The organism is Methylobacterium sp. E-065 (assembly GCF_022829605.1).
Taxonomy (GTDB): Bacteria; Pseudomonadota; Alphaproteobacteria; order Rhizobiales; family Beijerinckiaceae; genus Methylobacterium.
Genome location: NZ_JAKSYD010000153.1, coordinates 20,896 through 42,028, shown reverse-complemented (window position 1 = coordinate 42,028; position 21,133 = coordinate 20,896). Strand labels below are relative to the sequence as shown.

General features: G+C 70.4%; 22 protein-coding genes. 13 read left to right on the top strand and 9 right to left on the bottom strand.

All coding sequences use genetic code 11. The annotated features are described in order from the left end of the window. Positions 1–128 precede the first annotated feature (128 nt). The 6 genes from bla to MKK84_RS20430 all read left to right on the top strand — a co-directional run bounded on the left by bla (position 129) and on the right by MKK84_RS20430 (position 4,470). Complete coding sequence (bla, locus tag MKK84_RS20455) at positions 129–1,010, top strand: class A beta-lactamase (RefSeq protein WP_243922965.1); 882 nt, start codon at positions 129–131, stop codon at positions 1,008–1,010. A gap of 21 nt (positions 1,011–1,031) precedes the next feature. Further along, on the top strand, positions 1,032–1,520 hold the full coding sequence (locus MKK84_RS20450) for a YbaK/EbsC family protein (RefSeq protein ID WP_243922963.1): 489 nt from the start codon (positions 1,032–1,034) through the stop codon (positions 1,518–1,520). Between the two features lie 101 nt (positions 1,521–1,621). After that, complete coding sequence (locus MKK84_RS20445; protein ID WP_243922961.1) at positions 1,622–1,957, top strand: hypothetical protein; 336 nt, start codon at positions 1,622–1,624, stop codon at positions 1,955–1,957. A gap of 161 nt (positions 1,958–2,118) precedes the next feature. Beyond that, complete coding sequence (panC, locus tag MKK84_RS20440) at positions 2,119–2,967, top strand: pantoate--beta-alanine ligase (protein ID WP_243922959.1); 849 nt, start codon at positions 2,119–2,121, stop codon at positions 2,965–2,967. Positions 2,968–3,202: 235 nt separating this feature from the next. Further along, positions 3,203–3,580, top strand: a complete 378-nt coding sequence (locus MKK84_RS20435; RefSeq protein WP_243922957.1) for an OprO/OprP family phosphate-selective porin — start codon at positions 3,203–3,205, stop codon at positions 3,578–3,580. Next, entirely contained in the window at positions 3,526–4,470 is a 945-nt protein-coding gene (locus tag MKK84_RS20430) for an OprO/OprP family phosphate-selective porin (protein ID WP_243922956.1), read from the top strand. Before MKK84_RS20435 ends, MKK84_RS20430 begins: the two co-directional genes overlap by 55 nt. A gap of 131 nt (positions 4,471–4,601) precedes the next feature. Here MKK84_RS20430 and MKK84_RS20425 read toward each other — a convergent pair whose 3' ends face one another. Next, the gene (locus MKK84_RS20425; protein WP_243922954.1) at positions 4,602–6,041 is read right to left on the bottom strand and encodes an EAL domain-containing protein; all 1,440 of its coding nucleotides are present in this window, start codon (positions 6,039–6,041) and stop codon (positions 4,602–4,604) included. Between the two features lie 287 nt (positions 6,042–6,328). Between MKK84_RS20425 and MKK84_RS20420 the strand changes: the two genes are divergently transcribed. Together MKK84_RS20420 and MKK84_RS20415 are read left to right on the top strand one after the other, a co-directional pair. Beyond that, positions 6,329–7,201 (top strand): MipA/OmpV family protein, encoded by an 873-nt coding sequence (locus MKK84_RS20420; RefSeq protein ID WP_243922952.1) that lies wholly within the window; start codon positions 6,329–6,331, stop codon positions 7,199–7,201. Positions 7,202–7,265: 64 nt separating this feature from the next. Continuing rightward, positions 7,266–7,487, top strand: a complete 222-nt coding sequence (locus tag MKK84_RS20415; protein WP_243922950.1) for a heavy-metal-associated domain-containing protein — start codon at positions 7,266–7,268, stop codon at positions 7,485–7,487. Between the two features lie 153 nt (positions 7,488–7,640). On the opposite strand, the gene MKK84_RS20410 is transcribed toward MKK84_RS20415, so the two are convergent. Then, positions 7,641–7,790 (bottom strand): hypothetical protein, encoded by a 150-nt coding sequence (locus MKK84_RS20410; RefSeq protein ID WP_243922948.1) that lies wholly within the window; start codon positions 7,788–7,790, stop codon positions 7,641–7,643. A gap of 388 nt (positions 7,791–8,178) precedes the next feature. Here MKK84_RS20410 and mnmG point away from each other — a divergent pair, with 388 nt between their 5' ends. From mnmG to MKK84_RS20390, 4 genes are all read left to right on the top strand, one after another. After that, positions 8,179–10,071 (top strand): tRNA uridine-5-carboxymethylaminomethyl(34) synthesis enzyme MnmG, encoded by a 1,893-nt coding sequence (gene mnmG / locus MKK84_RS20405; protein ID WP_243922946.1) that lies wholly within the window; start codon positions 8,179–8,181, stop codon positions 10,069–10,071. Next, entirely contained in the window at positions 10,068–10,706 is a 639-nt protein-coding gene (gene rsmG / locus MKK84_RS20400; protein WP_243922944.1) for a 16S rRNA (guanine(527)-N(7))-methyltransferase RsmG, read from the top strand. Before mnmG ends, rsmG begins: the two co-directional genes overlap by 4 nt. Beyond that, entirely contained in the window at positions 10,703–11,560 is an 858-nt protein-coding gene (locus MKK84_RS20395) for a ParA family protein (RefSeq protein ID WP_276081665.1), read from the top strand. The genes rsmG and MKK84_RS20395 overlap by 4 nt, the downstream gene beginning before the upstream one ends. Positions 11,561–11,622: 62 nt before the next feature. Further along, complete coding sequence (locus MKK84_RS20390; protein WP_243922942.1) at positions 11,623–12,522, top strand: ParB/RepB/Spo0J family partition protein; 900 nt, start codon at positions 11,623–11,625, stop codon at positions 12,520–12,522. A gap of 153 nt (positions 12,523–12,675) precedes the next feature. Here the strand turns inward: MKK84_RS20390 and holA are convergent, their stop codons facing one another. The 5 genes from holA to MKK84_RS20365 form a co-directional block, all read right to left on the bottom strand. Then, positions 12,676–13,707 carry a DNA polymerase III subunit delta gene (gene holA, locus MKK84_RS20385; protein WP_243922940.1) on the bottom strand — a complete coding sequence of 344 codons (1,032 nt, stop codon included), beginning with the start codon at positions 13,705–13,707 and terminating at the stop codon, positions 12,676–12,678. 5 nt (positions 13,708–13,712) lie between these two features. Continuing rightward, positions 13,713–14,258: an LPS assembly lipoprotein LptE gene (gene lptE, locus MKK84_RS20380; protein ID WP_243923045.1), complete on the bottom strand. Its 546-nt coding sequence runs from the start codon at positions 14,256–14,258 to the stop codon at positions 13,713–13,715. A gap of 119 nt (positions 14,259–14,377) precedes the next feature. Then, positions 14,378–15,346, bottom strand: a complete 969-nt coding sequence (locus MKK84_RS20375) for an AEC family transporter (protein WP_243922938.1) — start codon at positions 15,344–15,346, stop codon at positions 14,378–14,380. 107 nt (positions 15,347–15,453) lie between these two features. Beyond that, the gene (locus tag MKK84_RS20370; RefSeq protein WP_243922936.1) at positions 15,454–17,670 is read right to left on the bottom strand and encodes a TonB-dependent siderophore receptor; all 2,217 of its coding nucleotides are present in this window, start codon (positions 17,668–17,670) and stop codon (positions 15,454–15,456) included. Between the two features lie 129 nt (positions 17,671–17,799). Beyond that, positions 17,800–18,699: an acid phosphatase gene (locus tag MKK84_RS20365; RefSeq protein ID WP_243922934.1), complete on the bottom strand. Its 900-nt coding sequence runs from the start codon at positions 18,697–18,699 to the stop codon at positions 17,800–17,802. A 214-nt stretch (positions 18,700–18,913) separates the two neighbouring features. Between MKK84_RS20365 and MKK84_RS20360 the strand changes: the two genes are divergently transcribed. After that, complete coding sequence (locus MKK84_RS20360; RefSeq protein WP_243922932.1) at positions 18,914–19,201, top strand: hypothetical protein; 288 nt, start codon at positions 18,914–18,916, stop codon at positions 19,199–19,201. A 92-nt stretch (positions 19,202–19,293) separates the two neighbouring features. Here the strand turns inward: MKK84_RS20360 and MKK84_RS20355 are convergent, their stop codons facing one another. Together MKK84_RS20355 and dapD are read right to left on the bottom strand one after the other, a co-directional pair. Beyond that, positions 19,294–20,148, bottom strand: a complete 855-nt coding sequence (locus MKK84_RS20355) for an alpha/beta fold hydrolase (RefSeq protein ID WP_243923043.1) — start codon at positions 20,146–20,148, stop codon at positions 19,294–19,296. A 78-nt stretch (positions 20,149–20,226) separates the two neighbouring features. Next, a complete protein-coding gene (dapD, locus tag MKK84_RS20350; protein ID WP_243922930.1) occupies positions 20,227–21,102 on the bottom strand; it encodes a 2,3,4,5-tetrahydropyridine-2,6-dicarboxylate N-succinyltransferase in 876 nt (291 codons plus the stop codon). Positions 21,103–21,133 lie beyond the last annotated feature (31 nt).

The following is a 21,133-nucleotide window of genomic DNA, read 5'->3' as shown; positions in this document are numbered from 1 at the left end:
CGCAAGCTTCGCCTTCTTCATGTCGTGCGAGTGTGTTTCACGTGAAACAGCCCAAGCCCCTATACCCCATCCGGTGGCCGGGCCGATCCCGCTTCATGCAGACCCATCGAACCTCGATGGAGGCAAGGATGCATCCCACACGCCGCACACTCTGCCGCAGCCTGCTCGCCGCGCCGCTGCTCCTGCCGATGCGGCCCGCGACTGCGGCGGCCGAACCGGACCTCGAAGCGCTCGAGCGGCGTATCGGCGGCCGTATCGGTGTCGCGGCCGGATCGGTGGATCGCGTCCTGCTCCAGCACCGGGCGGATACGCGTTTCCCGATGTGCAGCACCTTCAAGGTGCTGGCCGCGGCGGCGGTGCTGGCGCGGGTCGATGCCGGATCCGAACAACTCGATGCGCCGGTACCGTACCGGGCAGACGCTCTCCTGAGCTACGCGCCCGTGACCCGGAAGGCCCTGGAGACGCAGGGCGGCGCCGGCCGGCTCTCGGTGGCCGAACTCTGCGCCGCCGCGCTCGAATGGAGCGACAACACGGCGGCCAACCTGCTCCTCGCACGCCTCGGCGGGCCGGAGGGCCTGACCGTTTGGCTGCGGAACACCGGCGATCCCGTCACACGTCTCGATCGCGACGAGCCGACGCTGAACACCGCGATCCCCGGCGATCCCCGCGATACCACCACCCCGGAGGCGATGCGCGCGACCCTCGGCCGGATCCTGCTCGGCACCGTCCTGGCGCCGCCGTCGCGCGCACGGCTGGAGGGCTGGATGGTCGGAAGCCAGACCGGATTCAAGCGGCTCCGGGCGGGGTTGCCGAAGAACTGGACCGTCGGTGACAAGACCGGCACCGGCGACAAGGGCACGTTCAACGACGTGGCGATCCTGCGGCCGCCGGGCCGTGCGCCTGTGACCGTGGCCGTGTACATCACCGGCTCCACCCTGCCCGTCGAAGCGGTCGATTCGGTTCATGCCGAGATCGGCCGGCTCATCGCTGCGCGGATCGTCGCCGCGTGAGGCCGAATCCACGAAACCGTCATGGCCAAATCAGCCGCAAAGACCACCCGGGCGACCCAGGCCCTCGATAAGGTCGGCCTGCGCTACAGCCTCCATGCCTACGACTACGATCCCGATGCCCCGCGCATCGGCCTCCAGGCCGCGGAGGCACTGGGCGTGCCGCCCGGCCGCGTGCTGAAGACCCTGATGGCGGCGGTCGACGGGCGGACAATCTGCCTGCTGGTCGCCTCCGATCGGGAGGTCTCGATGAAGCGGGTGGCGGCCGCCTTCTCGGGCAAGGCCGCCGCCATGCTCAAGCCCGCCGATGCCGAGCGGCTGACCGGCTATCATGTCGGTGGCATCAGCCCGCTCGGCCAGAAGCGTGCATTCCCGACCGCGATCGATTCCGGTTCCCTGGGGGATCCGGGTACCGAGATCCACGTCAACGGCGGCGGACGGGGCCTGCAGATCCGGCTGACCGAGGGGGATCTCGTCGCGGTTCTGCAGGCGCTGGTCGTGCCGCTGACCTGATGTCTGCCCATCGGGTAATTGCCCGTTTACCTTGCTTCACCACGCTGCCGGCTCGCGATGGCGTTGGGGACGGGATGCGGATGATCGGGCGCAGGAGGACGATGGCGCTCGGATTCGCCCTGTTGCTCGCCGGCCCCGGCGCAGCCGCGGATCTCGACGCCCGGGGCTCCGCCTACGGGGCGGCGGAGGTCACCGCCCGCCTCCGTTTCTTCCCGCGCAGCGACGGGATCGACCGCCCGCCGGTCTATGCCCTGCGCACCCGTGTGGTGCCGGTCGGCTGCACGCCGCGGCGGGCGCCCGTGCCCACCAACGCCCCGGACGATCCGAGCTATGTCGGCTCCGAATATGGGCTGGCCCATCCGAGCTATTACGGGTTCACGCCACCGCTCGGCGTCGATGATCCCTTCGGCCGCTCCCTGCTGCCCTACTGTCGCTAATTCCCCTCCCCGACATCATGCTCTAAGCAGAGCTGCGTTGGCGTGCCGACGCAGCTCTGCTTAGGTCCTTGGCCGGTCGCAAATTTTCATCGCAAAACCGGCGGCCACTTTTGCGAAACCTGCTGAGACAGGCGGTCCCGCCCCTCTCCGGAGCCCGTGCCGTGTCCGATTCGGTTCCCCAGCGCTTCAGCGACCCGGCAGCCCTGCGCCAACGCGTGGCCGACTGGCGTGCGGCGGGCGAGCGGATCGTCCTGGTCCCGACCATGGGCGCCTTGCACCGGGGACACCTCGCCCTGGTGGCGGAGGCCCGGCGAGCCGGCGACCGTGTGGTGGTCAGCATCTTCGTGAATCCGACTCAGTTCGGCCCCAACGAGGATTTCTCGCGCTATCCGCGCGACCTCGAGGCCGATCTCGCCCTGCTGGGCGAGGCGGGGGCCGACGCCGCTTGGACGCCCACGGTCGAGACCATGTACCCACCGGGCTTCGCCACGCGGATCGAGGTCGCGGGTCTGTCCGAGGGGCTGTGCGGGCCGTTCCGGCCCGGCCACTTCGCCGGGGTCGCCACGGTGGTGACAAAGCTCCTGAATCAGGTCCGGCCCGACACGGCCCTGTTCGGCGAGAAGGATTTTCAGCAGCTCCGGGTGATCCAGCAGGCGGTGTCCGATCTGGACATGGGGGTCGAGATCCGTGGCGTCCCGACCCTGCGCGAGCCCGACGGCCTCGCCCTGTCGTCGCGCAACCGCTACCTGTCGCCCGAGGAGCGTGCCGTCGCCCCGAAACTCCACGCCGTGCTGTCCGACATCGCCCTCGCCTCCCGCAACGGCACCGGCGTCGCCGGGCGGATCGCCGCCGGACGGGCAGCCCTGGAGGTGGCGGGTTTCCGGGTCCAGTATCTCACGATCTGCGATGCCCGGACCCTGGCGTCGGTCGAGCGGGTCGAGGGCCCGGCCCGCGTCCTTGCGGCGGCCTACCTGGGGCGGACCCGGCTGATCGATAATCTCGCGGTCTGAGACCCGTCAGCACGTCCTGGTTTCGAAAGGTCGAGACCTTTCGTGGGTCCAGGGCGGAGCCGTAGTGACCGTCTCAGGGCTGAAGCCCTTCGGAAACCTCCGGGTTTCGCTGGCCGGCCATGACGAGCTCTGCCGCTGCCTCCCCGTGGCCGCCGAGACACCCCGGTTGGATTTCTCCCACAATCCAATCCCATGATATTGGCGGCGCCAGGCTGACCTGCTCTCTGCTCGTGGCGTGATCAGAGCACGCCCGGCCTCGACCTTCCTGGCCACCACCCTCGCCTGCGCGGGCGATGCCATCGAGGGCCTGGCGGGGCCCTACGGCGAGCGCCTGCGCTACGACGAGAAGGGCCTGAGCCTCACCTTTCCCGAGCCGGACGTCACCCTGCAGATCGGCGGACGGCTCCATCTCGATGCCGGTGGGGCGCGCTTCAGCCGGCCCGAGGGGCCCGAGGCCTTCCCCGACAATCTCGTGGTGCGCCGCTCGTGGATCGAGCCGACGCTCACGATCGGCCGGGACTGGGTGATCGCCTTCCAGTACGATTTCAGCGATCGGTGGTGCCGATCAACGACGCCTTCGTGGCCTGGAAGGGGCTGCCGGACACGATCGTGACGCTCGGCAACATGAAGGTGCCGCTCAGCCTCGAATGGCTGCAGAGCAACAACGACACCCTGTTCGTCGAGCGCTCAGGAGCCAACGCCCTGGTGCCGGAGCGCCGGTTCGGCGTCGCGGTCGGGCGGAACGGGCAGGCCTGGACCGCCGTGGCCGGTGTGTTCGGCAACGCCGCCAGCAACGGCATCTCTGGCGACGGGGTCGCGGTGGCGGGCCGCGCCACTTACGCGCCGATCCTGGAGGAGCGCGAGACCCTGCATCTCGGGCTGGCGGCGACCTACCGCCGCCGGTCCCGCAGCGACGGCGCCTTCAGCTTTTCGGCCCCGGCGGGTACGGCCCTGTTCGAGCGCCAGCTGGTGGATACCGGCGACCTCCCGGATGCCGCGAGCGTCACCCGGTTGGGGGCCGAGTTCGCCTATCGCCGGGGCCCGGTCCTGCTTCAGGCCGAGTATATCCGGGCTGAGCTTCAGCCGTTCAGCGGACCCGGGATGCCCGCCTCCGCGCTCGGCTTCCAGGGGGGCTACGTGGAGGCCGCCTGGGTGCTGAACGGCGAGGGGCGCGGCTACGCGCTCACGCCCCAGGGGGGCACAACCTACGCGACCTTCAAGGGCGTCGCCGTGGCGGACGGCCAGCGGGTCTCCCGGGGCGGGATCGGCGTGTTCGAGCTGGCGGCGCGCTACAGCGCCATCGACTTCGACGCCCGGGGCTTCCGCGGCGGGCTCGAGCGGGACGTGACCCTCGGCCTAAGCTGGTATCCCGAGCCCAATCTCCGCCTGATCGCCAACTACGTCCGCGGACGCGTGCGGCCGGGCGAGGCCCAGGCAGATACGTTCGGGCGCGCCCCGTTCTCGGTCGACACCGTGGTCGGGCGCCTGCAGATCTACTGGTAAGTCCGGGTTTCCAAAGGGCTCAGCCGTTTGGCAGGGTTCGGGGGCGGAGCCCCTGACGTTCCATGGCTCTGCCCTGGGCCCGCGAAAGGGCTCGCCCTTTCTAAACCATGACCTTGCGACGCGGAACGCGCTCAGACGGCCCGGCGCAGGACCGAGCGGAAGGGCCGCCGCTCGGGGCCCGGCTCGGTGGGCGGCTCCGGGGTCTCGGGCGGCGCTGTCAGGACCTCGGTCCGCACCGGGCGCGGCGCCGCGAAGGCCGCGCCCTGCGCGAAGGGTACGTCGAGGTCGATCAGGTCGGGGATGTCGGCCTCGTCGGCGATGCCCGTGGCGACGAGACGGATCCCGACCCGCGCCAGGGCCGGCCCCGTATCCTCGACCGCGAGGTCCGACAGGCTGCCCGGGATCGCCTGCGGCCGCAGCAGCATCGCGGCCGGCACCCGGACTTGGCCGATGCCGAGGGCGGCGAGGTCCACCGCGTCGAAGCGCAGATCGTCCGGCCGGTCGAGGCTGAAGCCGATCCGTCCGCGCAGCGGCATCAGGAGGCCGCGCTGGCCGGCATCGAGGCCCCGCCAGCTCGCCTGCGGCAGGGCGATCACCAGCCCGGCCAGGGACGGATCCTCCGCCACCGCGCGGCCCAGCTCGCGCAGCAGGCCGGGCTCGAACAGCGAGAGCGGCGAGAGCGCGTAGGTCAGCAGGGTGTCGCTGCCGCGGCGGGCGAGGTGCCGCACCACCAGGGCGGCCCGCTGCAGCATGCGGCGGTCGAGTTCGGTGGTCCGGCCATAGCGCTCCAGCACCGGCAGGAACGTCTCCGGCTCGGCCGGGGCGGTGCCCGGAGCCCCGATCCGCAGGCGCGCCAGCGCCTCGTACGCTACGACCTTGCGTTGGGGCAGGCTGACCACCGGCTGTAGGTGGATTTCCAGCCCGTCCTGTTCGAAGGCCCGGATGATCTCGGCCTCGCTCGCCGGGTCGCGCACCGGCCGGGGCGGGATTGGACGAGGCGGGATCGGCCGCGGCGGGACCGGCACCGGGGCCGGCGGTTCGAGGGCAGACGGCTGCACGGCAGGGGGCTCGAAGACCGCCGGCTGCCGCGCTGCGGTCACCGCCTGGGGCGGAGCCGCCGCGGGGATGGGCTCCAGTGGAGCCGGCGCGGGAAGAGGTGGTGCAGGAGGCGCCGGTGCGGGCCGGGCATTGAGACCCGCGATCTCGACGTCCTGCGTGCTCACCACCGTGGTGAGGTCGCGCACGATGCCCGAGAGGAGGCCGAACTCGACGGTCAGCTCCTCGATCTGGGCCCGCAGCGCCGCCTCGACGGAGTCAGGCGCCGGCTTGACCGCGGTGGTCTCGACCTTGAGCAGGCGCCGGGACAGAAGGTCGACTTCGCCCGACAGTTTCTCGCAGCGTGCCGTCAGGGCCTTGATGCGGGTGAGGGCGAGGCCGGACGCCGCGGCTGACACGGCGCCGAGCGTCAGGGCACTCCAGAGCGGCAGGAACACGGCGAGCGGCCCGAACACGACGAGCCCGAGAAGGGTAGCCGTCAACAGCCCCGCGTACCGGCCGAGGACCGGGACCATCGTCTGAACACCTGCCGGATTCGCGCACCGGTCGCCGGGGAAGGTCCCAGGCGAAGCCCCGCCGGGCGCGAATCGAATGCGTCGATCAATGGCCCGGAGGGACCGGCGCGGCAAGGCCGTGGGCCGACGCCCAGCGATCGGAAGCCTGTTAATTCCGTGGGGTGTGACGCCCGCGCCCGCTGGAACGTTGCGGAATCGTCACGGCGCGCCTGATTGCGTGGCGATCCGGGATGGGTTGCGCGCCTTGCAAATGCACCGGTCAGCAAAACGCGCCATAAAGCGTGGCCATGACGTCTGTGCCCCCGCGTAAATCCCGACTCCGCGCCCTTCTCGGCGCTGGTGCGCTTCTCGCCGCGTGCGGCACCACCGCGTCCCGCGCGGCCGATCTCGCCGTCGATGGTCCGCGGCAAACGCCGACCTTCACCATGGTCGATCCCAGCACGTGGATCGTGACCCTGAGCGGCTCGATCCAGGCGATCCCGCGCTACCCCGGGGCCAGCGACTACGCGGCGGTGTTCTATCCCTCGATCGACATCCGGAAGGTGGGCGAGCCGCGCCGCTTCTCGACGCCGGACGACGGCTTCAGCCTGTCGGTCTTCGACAACGGGACCTTCCGGATCGGTCCGACCGCGCGGTTCGTGCCCGGGCGCTACTACGGCGACGACCGGCGGCACCTGTTCGGCTTCCGCGACGCGCGCTTCGCGGTCGAGCCCGGCGTGTTCGCCGAGTTCTACCCGGTCTCCTTCATCCGCACCCGGGTCGAGGCTCGGCAGGGCGTCTACGGGCATCACGGCACGGTGGGCTCCCTGGCGGCCGACTACCTGATCCCGGTGGACAATTTCCTGTTCTCGATCGGGCCGCGCTTCAACATGGGCGATGCCAGCTACGCCCGGAAGTATTTTGGCGTGTCGCCGGTCGAGGCCGCGCTCAACGGCCGCGTCACCCCGTACGATCCGGCCAGCTTCTACTCGGCAGGCGTGCTCGGCGGCGTGACCTACACGCAGAGCGAGACGTGGGCCTACTCGGCCTTTGCCGGCTACAACCGCATCCTCGGGGCCTCCGGCGCGAGCCCGCTGGTGCGCCGGCCCTTCGGCAACCCGAACCAGTACCAGTTCGGCCTGCGGATCGATTACGCGTTCCGGATGCCGGCGCTGTTCTGAGCCCACGCTTGCGCAGGTCGCTCCGGGCTCCGACATTCCGGCGATACGGATCACGGAGGCTCACATGGATGCGACGCACGCCGACCTGCTGATGCGGGTCGAGGGCATGACCTGCGACGGCTGTGCCGCTGCGGTGATCCGCACGGTGAAGCGCCTCGACCCCGCAGCCGAGGTTGAGGTGGACCGGGCGGCGGGACGGGTGGCGATCCGCACCGACGCGCAGGCGCTGTCGATCGCCGAGGCCCTCACCAAGGCCGGCTACACGGCCACGGCCATGACGGGCTGAGCCCCAGTCCTGGTTTCGAAAGGTCGAGACCTTTCGCGGGTCCAGGGCAGAGCCCTGGTCGATGTCTCAGGGCCAAGCCTCTCAGGGCTCCGCCCTGAGCACCCCCCAAAGGGCTCGCCCGTTGGAAACCCGGGATTGCGAAGCGATCAACCGCTAAGCGCGGCTCAGGTACATCCCGGTCAGCAGCAGGGCGAAGGCCGCGAGCCCGAACACGCCCTCCTTGCGATGGGTGGTGTCGAGGAAGTGGGCGGCGGCGCCGGCCGCGCAGCAGGCAGCGCCAAGACCGATCGTAAGCGAGGACATCGTTGTCTCCCCCACCGCGCGTCACCACGGCGACGCTGCGAAGCGAGGTCTCCCGGGTGCCTGCCGGACACCGGCGCCCAGCTAGGAATCGGGGACAGGGCAGGTTTGCACGCGGACATCCAGCTGGCAAGACGCGTTCATCAGGTCTTCATCGGCCGATGAAAAGTAAAGCAACGCTGATCAGTTTCATCGCATCCAGATAGAATCAAAAATACAGTATTCGTGCACCGTATCGAGAAATTTGGCGCCCGAGTGGGCTGGGGCCACCCGGCGCCGGCCCGTTGACCGTTGCGGCCGCGCGCCTCTAGACCGGCTGACACAACGCTTGGCCGCCAACGTCCCCTTGGGACCATCCGGCGACATGTCCGCAGACGCAGTTCGAGATTCGATGCCCCTCCCCTCCTCCGACCGGTTCGACGTCGCGGTCGTCGGTGGCGGCCATGCCGGCGTCGAGGCGGCGGCCGCCGCGGCGCGCTGCGGCGCGCGCACGGCCCTCGTCACGCACGATCCGGCCACGATCGGTGCGATGTCGTGCAACCCCGCCATCGGGGGGCTCGGCAAGGGCCACCTCGTGCGCGAGGTCGATGCCCTGGACGGGTTGATGGGCCGGGTCGCGGATGCGGCCGGCATCCAGTTTCGCCTGCTCAACCGCCGCAAGGGGCCAGCCGTGCGCGGGCCGCGGACCCAGGCTGACCGTAAGCTCTATGCCGCCGCCATGCAGGCTGCCATCGCCGAAATCCCGGGCCTGACCGTGGTGGCGGGCGCCTGCGAGGATCTGGTCCTGGATGCGGCGGGCCAGATCCAGGGCCTCGTCTTGGCGGACGGGCGCAGCCTCGCCTGCGGTGCGGTGGTGCTGACCACCGGCACCTTCCTGCGGGGCCTGATCCATATCGGCGAGCGCCAGATCCCGGCTGGCCGGGTCGGCGAGGCCCCCGCGATCGGGCTGGCTCGGACCCTCGATCGCCTCGGCCTGCGCCTCGGCCGCCTCAAGACCGGGACGCCCCCGCGCCTCGACGGCCGGACCATCGACTGGGCCAGCTTGGAGATGCAGGATGCCGATGCCGATCCGGTGCCGTTCTCGACGCTCACCGAACGCATCACCAACCCGCAGATCCGCTGCGGCATCACCCGGACGACGCAAGCCGTCCACGATCTGATCCGCGCCAACCTGCACCGCTCGCCGATGTATTCCGGCGGCATCGCCAGCCGGGGCCCCCGCTACTGCCCGTCGATCGAGGACAAGGTGGTGCGCTTCGGTGACCGCGAGGGCCACCAGATCTTCCTGGAGCCTGAAGGGCTCGACGATCCGACGATCTACCCGAACGGCATCTCCACGGCCCTGCCCGCGGCGGTGCAGCACGACCTCGTCCGGCTGATCCCGGGCCTGGAGCGCGTCGAGATCCTGCGGCCCGGCTACGCGATCGAGTACGATTACGTCGATCCCCGCGAACTCGATACGGGGCTGCAGGTGAAGCGGTGTCCCGGCCTGTTCCTCGCCGGGCAGATCAACGGTACCACCGGCTACGAGGAGGCGGCGGGGCAGGGTCTGGTGGCCGGCCTAAACGCGGCCCGTCGCACGGGTGGCCTCGAGACGGCGATCTTCGATCGGGCTGAATCCTACCTCGGCGTCATGATCGACGACCTCGTGACCCATGGGGTCAGCGAGCCCTACCGGATGTTCACCTCGCGCTCGGAGTACCGATTGTCCCTGCGGGTCGACAACGCCGATGCGCGTCTGACGCCCCGCGGGGTCGAACTGGGCTGCGTCGGCTCCCGGCGCGCAGCGCATTTCGCGGCATCCCAGCAGACGCTCGACGCGGCCCGTACCCGGCTCGATGCCCTGACGCTGACGCCGAGCCAAGCCGCCGGCCACGGCCTCAGCCTGAACCGCGACGGGATCCGGCGGACCGCCTTTCAGCTCCTTGCCTATCCGGAGATCGAATGGTGGAATCTCGCGGCGATCTGGCCGGACCTCGCTGCCGTGCCGTCGCTGGTCGCCGACCGTCTGAAGACCGACGCGACCTACGCGGTCTATCTCGACCGGCAGAACGCCGACATCGCGGCCTTCCGAAGGGACGAGGCGGTGCGGCTGCCGGCAGGTCTGGACTACGCGGCGATCAGCGGGCTCTCCAACGAGATGCGCACGAAGCTCGAGACCGTGCGGCCCGGCACGCTGGGGCAGGCGGCCCGGATCGAGGGCGTGACGCCTGCCGCCCTGACGCTGCTGGCCGCCCATGCCCGCCGGGGTGATCGGGTAGGTTTGGGTCGTCCGTCGGCATGACCGATCCCGACCGCGCCCGCATCCTCGCCGCCTCGGATGTTTCACGTGAAACAGCCGAGCGTCTGGACATCTACGTGGCTCAGCTTCGCCGCTGGCAGCCGATCAAGAATCTCGTGGGCCCCGCCACCCTGACGGAGGTCTGGAGCCGGCACATCGACGACGCGCTCCAGCTCCTCGATCTGGCCCCGGAGGCGAAAACCTGGCTCGATCTCGGCTCCGGCGCCGGTATCCCGGGGCTGATCCTTGCCATCGCGGGGGCGGAGCGGGGCATCCGGGTGGATCTCGTGGAGAGCAACGCCCGCAAATGCGCCTTCCTGACCGAGACGGCCCGTCTCACCGGGGCTCCGGTCCGGGTGCGCAACGCGCGGATCGAGACCGTGATCGGCGACTATGTCGGAGCCACCGAAATCGTCTGCGCCCGGGCCCTCGCGCCCCTGCCCCAACTTCTCGCCTGGACGGAGCCATTGTTGAAAACGGGTACCACCGGTCTGTTTCCGAAGGGCCGGGATGCGCAAGCCGAATTGACCCAGGCTGCCGCGCAGTGGACAGTCGTTAACGACCTCGTGCCGAGCCGGACCGATTCCGAAGCCCGAATCGTGCGCGTCACCGCCCTCGCCGCCCCGAGTCATCGATGAGCGAAGCCATCCTCGGCGAGCCCGCCGACCGGTCCATGGAGTCTTCCGTGCGTCGACCTCTGCGCGTCCTGGCGCTTGCCAACCAGAAGGGCGGCGTCGGTAAGACGACGACGGCGATCAACCTCGGCACCGCGCTCGCCGCGATCGGCGAGGACGTGCTGGTCATCGATCTCGACCCCCAGGGCAACGCCTCAACGGGCCTCGGGATCGACCGGGCAAGCCGGCGGGTCTCGACCTACGAGGTCATGGCCGGCGAGGCGTCGCTGGCCCAGGCGGTGATTCCCACGGCGGTGCCGCGCCTGTCGATCGCGCCCTCGACCATGGACCTTCTCGGGCTGGAGCTGGAACTCGCCACCCTGCCCGATCGGGCGCACCGGCTGCGCGGCACGCTCAAGAGCCTGACCCAGGCGCCGAGCCTGAGCCGGATCAGCTACGTGCTGATCGACTGCCCGCCCTCGCTCAACCTGCTGACCATCAACGCCCTGGCGGCGGCCGATGCCGTGCTGGTACCGCTGCAATGCGAGTTCTTCGCCCTGGAGGGCCTCAGCCAGCTGCTGCGGACCGTCGAGCAGGTGCGCGGCGCTCTCAATCCGAAGTTGACGATCCAGGGTATCGTGCTGACGATGTTCGACCCGCGCAACAACCTCTCCGCCCAGGTGGTGGCGGATGTGCGCGGCTTCATGGGCGACAAGGTCTACGAGACCGTGATCCCGCGCAACGTGCGGATCTCGGAGGCCCCGTCGCATGGCAAGCCGGCCTTGCTGTACGACCTGAAATGCGCCGGCAGCCAAGCCTATCTGCGCCTCGCCTCGGAGGTGATCCAGCGCGAGGGCCGGGTTCCGGCGGCGGCCTGACGGCGACGAGAGAGCCCCCACGAAACCGGGGGTGCGTGTGGAGCGTGAGACGGGTGGCAAGCATGGCGGAGGAGGGGGCAAGACCCCGGCTGGGGCGCGGTCTCGCCGCACTGATCGGCGATTTCAGCGATGCCGCGCCGACGCCCGCGAAGATCGAGGGGCAACGCAAGGTCGCCATCGAGTTCCTGCGGCCCAACCCACGTAACCCGCGGCGCAGCTTCGGTGAGGTGGAACTCGCCGAACTCGCGACCTCGATCACCCAGCGCGGCCTGATCCAGCCGATCGTGGTCCGCCCGATCGGCGACGTGCCGGGCACGTTCGAGATCGTGGCCGGCGAGCGGCGGTGGCGGGCGGCCCAGCGGGCCGGGCTCGACGAGGTGCCGGTGGTGGTGGTCGAGATCGACGACCGCGCCTCGCTGGAATTCGCCATTCTGGAGAACGTCCAGCGCAGCGACCTGAACCCGATCGAGGAGGCCTCGGGCTACGAGCGCCTGATGCAGGACTTCTCCTATACCCAACGGGATCTGGCGGAGATCCTGGGCAAGAGCCGCAGCCACCTCGCCAACACCCTGCGGTTGCTCAACCTGCCGCCCGCCGTGCAGGACCGCCTTTCCGCCGGCGAGCTGACCGCCGGCCATGCCCGCGCCCTGCTGTCGGTGAAGGACCCGGAGGGTCTGGCCCGTCGGGTCGTGGCCGAGGGCCTATCGGTGCGGCAGGTGGAGGCCCTGGCCTCGGCCGAGGCTGAGGCCGAGCCGAGCGAGACCCCTCGCCCCGGCCGCCCGCGCCTGTCGGCCGAGCGCGCCGCGCCGGTGCGCGATCTGGAGCTGCGGATCCGGCGGGCACTGGGCGTCGAGGTGTCGTACCGCCCGAAGGACGAGGCCTCGGGGGAGATCCGGATCCGCTACGAGACCCAGGACGAGCTGCAGGCGCTGCTGAACCGGTTCAAGGTCTCGGACGGCTGAGCGGAGTCGAGGTTCCCAAAGGGCGAGCCCTTTGGCGGGGTGTCGGGGCGGAGCTCCGACATCGGGCGAAGACCGACAAACGGGCTTCGCCCGAATCCATCAGGGCTCTGCCCTGCACCCGCAAAAGGCCTCGGCCTTTTGAAACCGGGACTTCTACCGACGCCGACGCGCGCCTGCTTCCGCGACCCGCAGCAGCGCCGCGGAGGCAAGCGCGTGCGCCAGCTCCGGTTCGGCCCGCCGGCAGGCCAGGACAGCCCCCTGCAGGGCCACCGCGGCCTGACGCAGGGTGCTGGGCCCCCAGGTGCCGAGCTGCCCCTCCAGGCTGGCCTTGCGCTTGAAATGCAGGCCCCGCCACGTCGCCACCATCATGGCGGGCGTCTTGTCGGGGTTGTCCAGCCGCGTCGTCAGCAGCGTCAGGGCGTGTCGCAGGGCCGAGCCCAGCACCACGCCCGGATCCAGGCCCTCGTGCCGGAACCGCCGGTAATCGCGCTCCACGGCCGCGTGGCGCCCGTCGAAGGCGGCGTCGATCAGCGTGTTGAGCACGCTCGCCGCCACGTCGCTGGTGATGGCCTCCACGTGATCCAGCGTCACGGTGCCCTCTCCGGCCGCGTAGAGGGCGAGCTTCTCGATCTCCATCAGGCTCGCCCGGCGGTCGCCGCCGAGGCTACGGGCCAGCACCTCCCGGGCGGCCCGGTCGATCCGCAGGCCGCGCTCCTGAAGGGTCCGGTCGATCAGGTCGGCCAGCGTGCGCTCGTCATCCGCGTAGCAGGGAATCGCCAGCGCCCGGGGGGAGCGCTCGCACAGGGTGCGCAGCGGGTTGTTCTTGGCGAGGTCGCCCGCCTCGACGACGATGCGGGCCTCGGCCACCGGCGCGGACAGCACCGCCTCGACGGCCGGTGCGTAGTTGCGGCTCCCGGGCCGGATCCAGATCGACCGGCGGCCGCCGAACAGGCCCATCGTGCCGGCCTCGTCGCATAGGCGGCCCGGGTCGGAGGCCAAAGCATCGCCGTCGATCCGTACCAGCGCGAAGGGATCGGCCGGATCGGGGACGAAATCCTCGGCGAGCTTGCGGGCGCGTTCGGTCACGAGGCCGGTATCGGGCCCGTAGACGAGGATCACCGGGATGCGCGGATCGGGCCCCCGCCGGAGGAGCCCCTCGATCTCACCGGCCTTGACGGCTGTCATGCCGGTTACGGTTTGGTGGAGAGGACGGCGGCCAGTCGGCTCTTGATCTGGTCGGACAGCACGCTGGCGAGCCGGATCTCGGCATCGCGCGCCGCCCGCTGGCTGGCGAAGCGCTGGACCGAGCGGTCGTAGGTCGCGGTCGAGGTGGCCACGCCATCGCTGTAGACCTTGGTGCCCGCCATGTCCTCCAGGCTGTACTTGATGTTGGCCACCAGGGTGCCGGCCTCGGCGCGGCCGGTGGTCGACGACACGATCGGGGTCTGCACGATCTCGGAGCCCGAGAGCTTGAGCCGGTAGCGCTTGGTCGCTGGCTGGCCCGAGCCGTCGAGGTCGAACACCAGTTCGCTGCGCAGATAGTGGCCGAGCCGCTCCTGGCCCTGCGCCATCGCGACGTCGTCGACCTGCACGGCGGCCAGCAGCGCCGGGACCGACTCACCCGAGGCGGTCGGGCCATAGAGCGGACGGAAACAGGCCGACAGGCTCAAGGCCAAGCCGGCCACGCAGGTCAAGCGGGCGATCCGCCCCGCGAGTGATACGCCCGAACCCACCATCACGCCGTCGTTCCGCCCCGCTTCGCCGGATCGTTCTAGCGCGGACACCGCGTGCCGCGCCACCAAGCTACGCGGCGCGGGTTACGATTCCACTGCGGCGAGAGCGTGGTCGGCTGGTTTCAGAGTGTCGCCAGGTATCCCGAGACGGTGAGCACCGCCAGCACGGTCGAGACCAGCACCACGGTGGCGGTCAGGTCGGCCTCGCGCCGGTAGAACTCCGCCAGCATGAACGGCCCGGTCCCGGTGGGCAGCGCCGCCATCAGCACGGCGGTGTGCAGCTGGAGCGGCGGCAGATCAAAGACGTACCGGCCGAGCCCGTAGGTCAGCAGCGGATGGGCGGCGAGCTTCAGCGCGACCAGCAAGGCCGCGATCCGCGCATGCCCATCCCGCCCTGCCCCGCCCCGGCTCCGGCGCCTTTGAGCCAGGAACAGGCCGAGCGCCACCAGGGCGCAGGGCGAGGCTGCCCCCCCGAGGAGTTTCAGGAACGTCTCCACCGGCGCCGGGACGGCGAGGCCGAGGCTCGGCACCAGGGCGCCGAGCGCCGGGGCGACCAGCAGCGGGTTGCGCACCAGCGAGCGGCCGACCGCGAGCCAGATTGGAACGCGCGAACTCCCCTGCCCGCCCGCCGAGTCCGCCCGGCGCAGCCCGATCTCGATCAGCACGATCGCCACCGCGAACACCGCGCAGACGGTGAGGATCACCGCCACCGTGGTGGGTGCGAGCGCCTCCGGCCCGAAGACTACGAGCGCCAGAGGGAAGCCCATGAAACCGGTATTGGCGTAGCCGGCATTGAGTCCGTCCAGGGCGGAATCGGCGAGCGGTCGCCCGGCCCCGCACCGGATCAGGACGGTGAAGGCGAAGACCGCGAGGCTGCTCAGCCCGAAGGCGCCGATGAAGCCGGGCTTCCAGAGATCGGCCCAATGGGCGTGGGCGGTGACGTCGAACAGCAGCGCCGGCAGGGCCAGGAAGACCACGAAGCGGTTGAGTTCCGTGGTGGCGGCGGCGCCGAGCACGCCGGTCCGCCGGGCGAGCCACCCGGCGAAGACAAGCGCGAAGATCGGCAGCACGACCAAGAGGGTCGACAGCATGGCGGGTCCGGACCGGAGGACGAGGCTCCGGCCTTAGGACGAAATGCGCGCCGATCTCCAGTGCCGGGAGCGGGAGCCTGCCATGCCGGTGTCCCCTGCCGGGCCTGCTACCAGCGGTAGATCAGGCTGCCGATCACCGTGGCCGGCGCGCCGCGGTAGCAATTGCCGAATGCACAGGTGTTATAGGTCCGGTCGAACACGTTGGTGGCGTTGATCTGCGCGCGCAGGCCCTGGTATTTCGGGTCGATCGCCGCGAAATCGTAGGCGACCAGCGCGTCGTAGAGCGTCACGGTCGGGTTGCGCACCGTGTTGTCGTCATCCGCGAAGCTCGTGCCGATGTAGCGGATGCCGCCGCCGATCGTCAGGCCGCGCAGGGGCGAGTAGGTCGGGAACGCGTAGGTCAGGAACGACGCGTAGGTGTCGCTCGGGATGCCGGAAACGCGGTTCCCGTCCTGCGTCGCGCCCGTGAACGAGGTCTGGTTCACGAAGCGGAAGTCGAGGTGCGTGTACGCGATGGTCAGGTTCGTGCCAGGCGCGAGGTTGGCGGTCGCCTCGGCTTCGAAGCCGCGGGAGCGCACGGCGCCGGTGGCGGCCTGGAAGGCGAGGTTGGTCGGGTCGGTCCGCAGGATGCTCGACTGCTCGATGTCGAAGCCCGCAAACGCCGTCTGGATGTTGGTGCCGGGGATCAGGTATTTCACGCCGGCCTCGATCTGGTCGCCGGTCGCGGGCTTGAAGGCCTGCCCGCGCACGTCGGTGCCCACCTGCGGCGTGAAGGTCGTGGCGTAGCTGGCATAGGGCACGAGCCCGGGCGCCAGGACGTAGCCTAGGCCGACGCGGCCCGTGAAGGCGGTGTTGTCCTGGCGTGTGACTGCGCTGACCGGTGTCGCGCGGTTGTCCTGGGAGATCCAGTCGTGGCGCCCGTTCAGGGTCAGGATGAAGTCGCCGAACCGCGCCTGATCCTGCAGGTAGACGCCGATCTGATCCTGCGCCTGCCGGGTCGGGCTCCCCAGCGTCGGGGTCGGGATGAACTGCCGGCCGTAATTCTGGGTGAGCAGGTCGAGGTCGGGCGCCGGGCCGGCCCCGAAGCGGTTGCTCAGCCCGTAATGAGCGTAGTCCACGCCGGCCACCAGGGTGTGGGCGACCGGGCCGGTGACGAAGTGCGCCTCGAGCTGGTTGTCCAACGTCTGCTGCACCAGCCCCTCGCGGATGTAGCCGGTCGAGCGGGAGCCCAGCGTGCGCGCCGCGTTGATCGAATCGATCCCGGTGTATTTGGCGCTGAGGAAGACGCCGTAGTGGCGGAAGTTCTGGCGGAAGATCAGATCCTCCGAGAACCGGTGCTCGAAGGCGTAGCCGACCCGGTACTGGGTCTGGTCGAGACCCGCGAAGCGCGGGTCGCCGCTGTAGTACTTGGTCACCCGGAAGCCGGGATCGTTGTAGTAGAACACGGTCGCGGGCGTGTTCCGGACCTGGAACTCACTCAGGAAGGTGAAGGTGGTATCGGCCGAGGGCTTCCACGTGAAGGCCGGGGCGATGTTGAGTTGGTCGTCGTTGGTGCCGCGGCCGATGAAGGTGCCGGCTTCCCGCCGCACGCCGGTCAGCCGGTACGCCATGGTGCCGCCCGAGCCCTCCACCGGGCCGCCGACATCGAAGTTGCCCTGGAAGCGGTCGAAGCTGCCGCTCTGGAACCAGACCTCGCCGAAGCGCGCGAAGACCGGGCGCTTCGAGGTCGCGTCGAGGATGCCACCGGGCGAGCCCAGCCCGTAGAGGCCCGAGGTCGGCCCGCGCAGGACGGTCACGGCCTCCAGCCCGTAGGGTTCGATGCGCGGGAAGATGAAGCCGCTGCCGATCTGGCGCAGGCCGTCGCGGTAGGTGCCCTGGTTGGACAGCACGTCGAAGCCGCGGATGAAGACCTGATCGAAGCGCGGATCGAAGCCCGAGACGTTGACGCTCGCCCCCGGCACGTAGGCCAGCGCGTCGCTGAAGCTCTGGACGTTGCGGTCGTTCAACTGCTCGCGGGTGACGACCGAGACCGATTGCGGGGTCTCGATCAGCGGCGTGTTGGTCTTGGTCGCGGTGGGGCTGATCCGGGCGACGTAGCCGGTGATGCCGGACGGCCCCCCGCCCCCGCCGCTGGTCGCCGCCGTGCCGCCGTCGCCACTGCTCACGTTCCCGCCCAGCCCCGCGCCGGCCGCCACCGCGGGGCCGGGGCCGACGGCCTCCACGGAGATCTCGTTGAGCTGCACGCTTCGGTCCTGCGCGAGGGCGGGACCCGCGAGGGTGGTGGAGGCGAGGAGCAGCCCGAGTCGGGCGGTACGCATGGACATCAAGAACCCTGTTGCGTGCCTTTAGATCGGCACTGGGCTCACGATTGATCGTTCACGGTTTATTGATCAAGCCAAATACGTGTTGTAAATCACACACTTAGAAGACTTAAAAACTGTAATCGTTCGAGCCTAGAACTCCAGCGGCGGCTCGCGCAGAGCCTCTGTCTCCCGGGTGCAGATGGCCTGATCAGAGGCCGCCCCGGCGCCCGTCCCGGCATTCGTCATGGCGGCGCGGAGTTCGGCGCGGGCCTTCTCCATGTCGCCCCGGAAGGTCGGATCACCCATCAGGGCGGCGAAGACCGACGTGCCGGTGAGGCGCCCGGCCACCACATCGCTGAGCCAATGCACGCCGCACACGACGCGGCTCTCGCCGTAGGCCCGCCCGCGCACCAGGATCGCGGTCGCCTTCTCGGGCACCAGGGCGGCCAGGATCAGCGCATAGGCCCAGCCCTGGGTGGCGTGGCCGGAGGGGTAGCTGAAGCTGTCGGCGAGTTTCTCGGTCCGCTGCACACAGATCGGCGCCTCGTTGCCCACGAACGGGCGCAGGCGCCGGTAATGCACCTTTGGACCCCGGGTGGCATGGGCGAGGTCGAGGCGGGCGCGCTCCAGCAGGTTGATCACCGCCGGCACCCGGGCCTGGTCGATCCGCGTCCCGAGCACGCAAGCGAAGTTCTCCAGCACCGCGGCCGCCCCCTCGGACACGTCGTTGGCCGCGATCTCCCAGCGGGGGCTGCCCTTGAGGGCGCGGGTGGTGGCGAAGGCCGCCCGGTCCGCCTTGTCGAGGGGCGCGTCGTGGGCCGGCGGCGGCGGCAGGATCTGGATCGCGTCCGGCAGCGCCGTATCGGCGAGGTAGGGCTTCACGGCCGGCTTGCCGGGCTTGAGCGTGTCGGCGCCGAGGGAGGGCGGAGCCGAGGGTGCAGGCGATGGGGCGGGGCGGGGCGCCTCTTCGGCGCAGGCCGGACCGGCGGACGCCAGCAGAAGGACGAGGACTGCCGAAAGGCAGGGGGGCCGGAGCAAGAGGCGCATCATTGGATCCGGGATTCTATCGGATGCTTCCGCGGGTGCTCCCGCTCTGCCGGACGAACGGTTCAGCCGGCCCAGTCAGTCCGCGCACAGGCGGAGGATCGTGTCCAGGGGGCGCTCGACCCTCGCCAAGCGCAGCGTTTGACCCAAAGGGTCGCCGCCAAGCTTGGAACGAGCCACATGATCTAGCCCTCTCCGCCGGAGGGAGAATCAAGCTGCCATGACCGAAGCGGAAGCAACCCTTTCACTGGCCGACTCAGCTCAGGCCGCGGACCTGATGACGGCGCAGGTCGAGGTGCTCCTGATAGACCTGCAACGGAGACGTGCCGACCTGACGGCGCAAATTGCCGGCCTGCAAGGACAAGAGCTGACCGGTCACACACGGATCGACAAGATCCGCGCCGACCTGAACGCTCAGATCAGCAGCAGCCTGACGGCTCTCGATACGCTTATCGAGGAGACCGAGGCGGCTGCCCGCGGGTTCAGAAGCGCGGCAGCGTCGGCGTGAACATCTGAGCCGCGCCTGAAGCCGGATCGAGACCGGGGCGGCATGGTCGCAATGCCGCTCGATATCCTCCGGGCGCCCTGCCCTATGGATCCTCAAGCCGCCCGGATCGCGGCCGCGACCGCCTCCGGGTGCTCCTCATGCGGGCTGAGCGCACCGGGGATCGCGGCGCCGGTCACCCGGCCCGAGGCGATCAGCGCGTCCATCTCGGCGCCCGAACGCCGCGGCGCGCCGTCGGGGCGCAGAACCAAGATCGGCGGCAGGTCGCCCGCGAACAGGTCGAGGAAATCGGCGCGGCTGCCCACCGGATCGAGGCCGCCGGTCACGAAGGCGGCGGTGCCGAACCGGCCGTTGCGCTGGCGGGTGATGGCGTGCTTCTCGCGGATCAGGGCCGGGGTCACCCGGGCGGCGTCGGCGTAGACATGGGCGCGCATCATCCGGCCGATGATCGGCGGGCTGATGTTGATCCGGTAAAGCGCCTCGCCGAGGAGCGGCGCCTCCACGGCCCGGCGGATCCGCGGGAACCAGTGGGCGCGGGCCGGCATCGCGGTGGGCAGCGGCCCGCGCCAGGTCGGCGCCACCAGCACCAGCCGGTCGAAGGCTTTCGGATGACGCCGCGCCGCCGCGACCAGATAGCCGGCGGCGTGCCCGGCCGCGACCCCGAGGGCGTAGGGGCCCGGGGCGGCTTCGAGCAGCGCATCCAGGAAGGTGTGGAAGGTTTCCGGGGCCAGGGGCACCCGCATCCGCGACCGGGCGCCGAAGCCCGGCCAGTCGGGCATGCGGCAGCGATAGGCGGACCCGAGGGCACGGGCGAGGGCCTGCATCTCGGCCCGCGCCGAGATGGTCGACAGGGCCGGCAACAGCAGCGCCGCCTTCCCCTGCCCGATCACGTCGCAGGGCGTCGGCACCGGCCGGCCCGCCACCGTGAGGTTCAGCGCCTGCGTGTCCATCCGGCGGTCCACCCGATCGGGGATCCCAAAGGGCCGCGCCCTTGGGTGGGTTGCCAGGGCAAAGCCCTGGCGTGCGGTTTAGGTGCGCAGCAGCTCGTTGATGGCGGTCTTGGACCGGGTGCCGGCATCGACGCGCTTGACGATCACCGCGCAGTACAGGCCGGGGCCGGGCGAGCCGTCCGGCAGGGCCTTGCCGGGCATCGTGCCCGAGACCACGACGGAGTAGGGCGGCACGCGCCCGTACATCACCTCACCGGTGGTGCGGTCCACGATCTTGGTGGAGGCGCCGATATAGACGCCCATCGACAGGACGCTGCCCTGGCCGACGATCACGCCCTCGGCCACCTCGGCGCGGGCGCCGATGAAGCAATCGTCCTCGATGATCACCGGGTTGGCCTGGAGCGGCTCCAGCACGCCCGCGATCCCGGCGCCGCCGGAGATGTGGCAGTTCTTCCCCACCTGCGCGCAGGAGCCGATCGTCACCCAGGTGTCGACCATGGTGCCCTCGCCGACATGGGCGCCGAGATTGACGAAGCTCGGCATCAGCACGGCGCCGGGCGCGATGTAGGAGCCGCGGCGCACGAAGCAGCCCGGCACGGCGCGCAGGCCCGCGGCGCGGAACTCGGCCTCGCCCCAGCCGGCGAACTTGGAGGCGACCTTGTCCCACCAGGGCGCGCCGCCGGGGCCGCCCGCGATCGTCGCCATGTCGTTGAGACGGAAGGAGAGCAGCACCGCCTTCTTCAGCCACTGGTTGACCACCCAATCGTGGTTGCCGCTCTTCTCGGCGACCCGGGCCTTGCCGGAATCGAGCAGATCGAGTGCCGCCTCGACAGCCTCGCGCACCGCGCCGCGGGTCGCGGTCGAGATAGTGGCGCGGTCCTCCCAGGCGGCTTCGATGGTCTGGGCGAGATCGGAATGGGCGAGATCAGAAATGGGCTTGCCGGCCTGGGACATGGAGGTCGAAACACTCTCGTGGCGGGAGCCC

Bases quoted from the DNA above. Each gene is read 5' to 3' on its own strand.
- dapD (WP_243922930.1), bottom strand. From the start codon at position 21,102: ATGTCCCAGGCCGGCAAGCCCATTTCTGATCTCGCCCATTCCGATCTC.
- MKK84_RS20420 (WP_243922952.1), top strand. From the start codon at position 6,329: ATGACGTCTGTGCCCCCGCGTAAATCCCGACTCCGCGCCCTTCTCGGC.
- MKK84_RS20450 (WP_243922963.1), top strand. From the start codon at position 1,032: ATGGCCAAATCAGCCGCAAAGACCACCCGGGCGACCCAGGCCCTCGAT.
- MKK84_RS20355 (WP_243923043.1), bottom strand. From the start codon at position 20,148: ATGGACACGCAGGCGCTGAACCTCACGGTGGCGGGCCGGCCGGTGCCG.
- MKK84_RS20445 (WP_243922961.1), top strand. From the start codon at position 1,622: ATGGCGCTCGGATTCGCCCTGTTGCTCGCCGGCCCCGGCGCAGCCGCG.
- rsmG (WP_243922944.1), top strand. From the start codon at position 10,068: ATGACCGATCCCGACCGCGCCCGCATCCTCGCCGCCTCGGATGTTTCA.
- MKK84_RS20390 (WP_243922942.1), top strand. From the start codon at position 11,623: ATGGCGGAGGAGGGGGCAAGACCCCGGCTGGGGCGCGGTCTCGCCGCA.
- MKK84_RS20365 (WP_243922934.1), bottom strand. From the start codon at position 18,699: ATGATGCGCCTCTTGCTCCGGCCCCCCTGCCTTTCGGCAGTCCTCGTC.
- MKK84_RS20395 (WP_276081665.1), top strand. From the start codon at position 10,703: ATGAGCGAAGCCATCCTCGGCGAGCCCGCCGACCGGTCCATGGAGTCT.
- MKK84_RS20375 (WP_243922938.1), bottom strand. From the start codon at position 15,346: ATGCTGTCGACCCTCTTGGTCGTGCTGCCGATCTTCGCGCTTGTCTTC.
- lptE (WP_243923045.1), bottom strand. From the start codon at position 14,258: ATGGTGGGTTCGGGCGTATCACTCGCGGGGCGGATCGCCCGCTTGACC.
- MKK84_RS20425 (WP_243922954.1), bottom strand. From the start codon at position 6,041: ATGGTCCCGGTCCTCGGCCGGTACGCGGGGCTGTTGACGGCTACCCTT.
- holA (WP_243922940.1), bottom strand. From the start codon at position 13,707: ATGACAGCCGTCAAGGCCGGTGAGATCGAGGGGCTCCTCCGGCGGGGG.
- MKK84_RS20370 (WP_243922936.1), bottom strand. From the start codon at position 17,670: ATGTCCATGCGTACCGCCCGACTCGGGCTGCTCCTCGCCTCCACCACC.
- MKK84_RS20415 (WP_243922950.1), top strand. From the start codon at position 7,266: ATGGATGCGACGCACGCCGACCTGCTGATGCGGGTCGAGGGCATGACC.
- mnmG (WP_243922946.1), top strand. From the start codon at position 8,179: ATGCCCCTCCCCTCCTCCGACCGGTTCGACGTCGCGGTCGTCGGTGGC.
- MKK84_RS20410 (WP_243922948.1), bottom strand. From the start codon at position 7,790: ATGTCCTCGCTTACGATCGGTCTTGGCGCTGCCTGCTGCGCGGCCGGC.
- MKK84_RS20360 (WP_243922932.1), top strand. From the start codon at position 18,914: ATGACCGAAGCGGAAGCAACCCTTTCACTGGCCGACTCAGCTCAGGCC.
- bla (WP_243922965.1), top strand. From the start codon at position 129: ATGCATCCCACACGCCGCACACTCTGCCGCAGCCTGCTCGCCGCGCCG.